Below are 2,402 nucleotides of genomic sequence, written 5' to 3' on the forward strand. Positions count from 1 at the left end.
TCATTAGGCTCCCAAATCAATGGCAGCCTTGAATCACCGTCAAACCCAAAGGGGAAGCCCGTTTATGAGTTTACGGCCTAGAGCGTCGTAGGTCAACTCCCCCGAAAAGCGCGAACGCACATCCGAGATGATTTTCCGCCATTGCGCTTCGTATTGGCCCACAGCATAATCATCGTTCTCGGTCCCGAGCACCAGCAGGTCGACAYTGCTCTTGTCGGCCACCGGAGAGAGCTTCTTCCAAAAGCTGTCGACGCTCGCCACAAAGTCATTACCGGGAAAATCCTGGCCAGCGAAATACGCGCTCACATTGCGGCCGGAACTGTTATTCAGAATAAACTGCGGTTTCCAAATAACCTTCAGACCTTCTTTATGCGCCTCGTCGGTTAGGCGCTGCAGGAGTTCTGTCGTCGGCAAAGAGCGGAAATAATCCGGAACCTCGTCACCATAATGATCAAGGATCTTGCCGCTTTGCGGGTCCACCGGATTGAACCATGTAAGCGAGACTGTATTCTGACCATAATTTTTGTAAGTTTCGCAAAAGCCGCGGAAATTCTCCAGAATTGGCTTCATGTCATTCCCGACGACATCAGAATCCAGGAGCATAAAATTGCTGCTGCGCCAATCCATCGCCTTTGTCCGCACGAATTATGTCGAATAGAGGGTAGCAAAACGCTTTCTGCATCAGAGTCAAATCAAATTTAAATTTTGTGCAGCTACTAGTCGCCGCGGATCAGGACTTCTATCACCGCAGTTGTACCGGCCCCTATAGGGGTCAGAACAAGAGCAGTGCAAATGGTGTCGCAAACTTAACGGTCAGGAGACAAGCGGAGATGCTGGGTATCTGCAGACGATCATACCCGGGCCTTTGTGTGAACGGTGCTCGACGCCGGGCATGATCTCTCGTTTTGCGGCGTTATAGGATCGAAGCTTGACGGTAACCATCACGCGTGGCGCACAGCCTTGACGCTTCAGCAACTTGCGCATCAGCGTTTTGGCTGCTTTGGCATTGCGGCGGCTTTGCACCAGCACATGCAGCACAAATCCGTCCTGATCAACGGCGCGCCACAGCCAATGTTTCTCGCCTCGGATCGAAATCACGGCCTCGTCGAGATGCCATTTATCGCCGAGCTGGCCGCACGAACGTTGACGAATCTGATTGGCGAAGCGCGGCCGAATTTTTCTGCCCAAAGCCGGACCGTTTGATGCGAAACGATGATCCCTCGCGCCGCCAGCATGTCCTCGACCATCCGCAGGCTGAGCGGAAACCGGAAATACAGCCACACGGCATGGGCGATGATTTCGGCCGGAAAACGATGGTGGCGATAAAGCGGATCACGGTGCGTCATGACTCGCCATCGCACATCAAAATCCCCAGTTCGTTAAGTTGACGATGCCCCTGGCTCCTTCAAAGGAGGTGGACGCGACACCGCGGCGATCGATCGGAGGCAAAGTTTTAGGGGGCGCAAACTTGCGTCCGCAACTCAGCGCTTCTCAATCGCGCTCGAAAAAGCAGAAAAAAATTGAAGAAAATCAAGTCAAAAAACTTGGACAGAGCCCATAAGCTTCAACGATTATAAGTAGTTGCCTATGGAATCTTGCTTAGAGTTTTTGATACTATTAATTTTCTTTAATTTTTTCTTGACGGACCAAGCTACGTGGAAGTATTGCTGATGATCCGACGTCGAAGCTCGACGCGAAACGCCAGCAGCGCATGCTCAACTCAGGGGAGTGGACGACAAGGACTTCAGGTCGGTTCGTCGGATGACCGACGGYTGCTCTCTCATCCTTAGGCGGCATTTTCACATGCAACGTGCTCGCTGCCCTGTTTGTGTGATTAAGCAGAAAGACGGGGGAATATCATGGCCTCGATCGGCGGAACATTGGACAACGACACGATCAGCGGTGGGCTGGCGACAATACGTTACTGTCTGTTAGGCGAACTCGGGGAGATGGGAGCCAAGCAAAAATGGCAGTAGCTTCGAAAGTGCCTTTGAGCAGGTAGCAAGCATTTAGTTCAGCACTTTGATCCAGGCGGTTCGTCGATATCGAGCCCTGCATTTGTTCAAATTCCTTTGTGAATTTATTCAAACTGGTGCGAGGCCGCGCCTCGCCGCAACGTGGGTGGAGGTTGCAGATGGCCGTCAACGTAATCACAGGCACGGCGTCATCGGAGTCTTTGGCCGGCACGGTTGGTGACGACGAGATCCATGGGCTCGAGGGCAATGACACGCTGGTCGGCGGYGACGGGTCGGACACGCTTTATGGTGACAGTGGCAACGACACGCTCGACGGCGGGCTCGGCAATGACCTGCTCGATGGTGGCGATGACGATGACCAGCTGTCGGACGCATTCGGCCTCAACACCTTCTACGGCGGCAACGGCAACGACCAGATCACCTCCT

At 53.3% G+C, this 2,402-nt stretch carries 2 protein-coding genes and 1 pseudogene; 1 reads left to right on the top strand and 2 read right to left on the bottom strand.

Going from position 1 to position 2,402, the window contains the following annotated elements:
• Positions 1–39: 39 nt before the first annotated feature.
• The gene (locus AC1D06_RS42410) at positions 40–627 is read right to left on the bottom strand and encodes a glycoside hydrolase family 113 (RefSeq protein WP_477991549.1); all 588 of its coding nucleotides are present in this window, start codon (positions 625–627) and stop codon (positions 40–42) included.
• Between the two features lie 234 nt (positions 628–861).
• Positions 862–1,346, bottom strand: a pseudogene (locus AC1D06_RS42415) (IS6 family transposase); the annotation flags it as partial.
• A gap of 788 nt (positions 1,347–2,134) precedes the next feature.
• On the opposite strand from AC1D06_RS42415, the gene AC1D06_RS42420 reads away from it, so the two are divergent.
• On the top strand, positions 2,135–2,402 hold a 268-nt coding region (locus AC1D06_RS42420; RefSeq protein ID WP_477991551.1), incomplete at its 3' end, for a calcium-binding protein.

The sequence above is a fragment of the Rhizobium sp. P2_G2 genome (assembly GCF_056403555.1).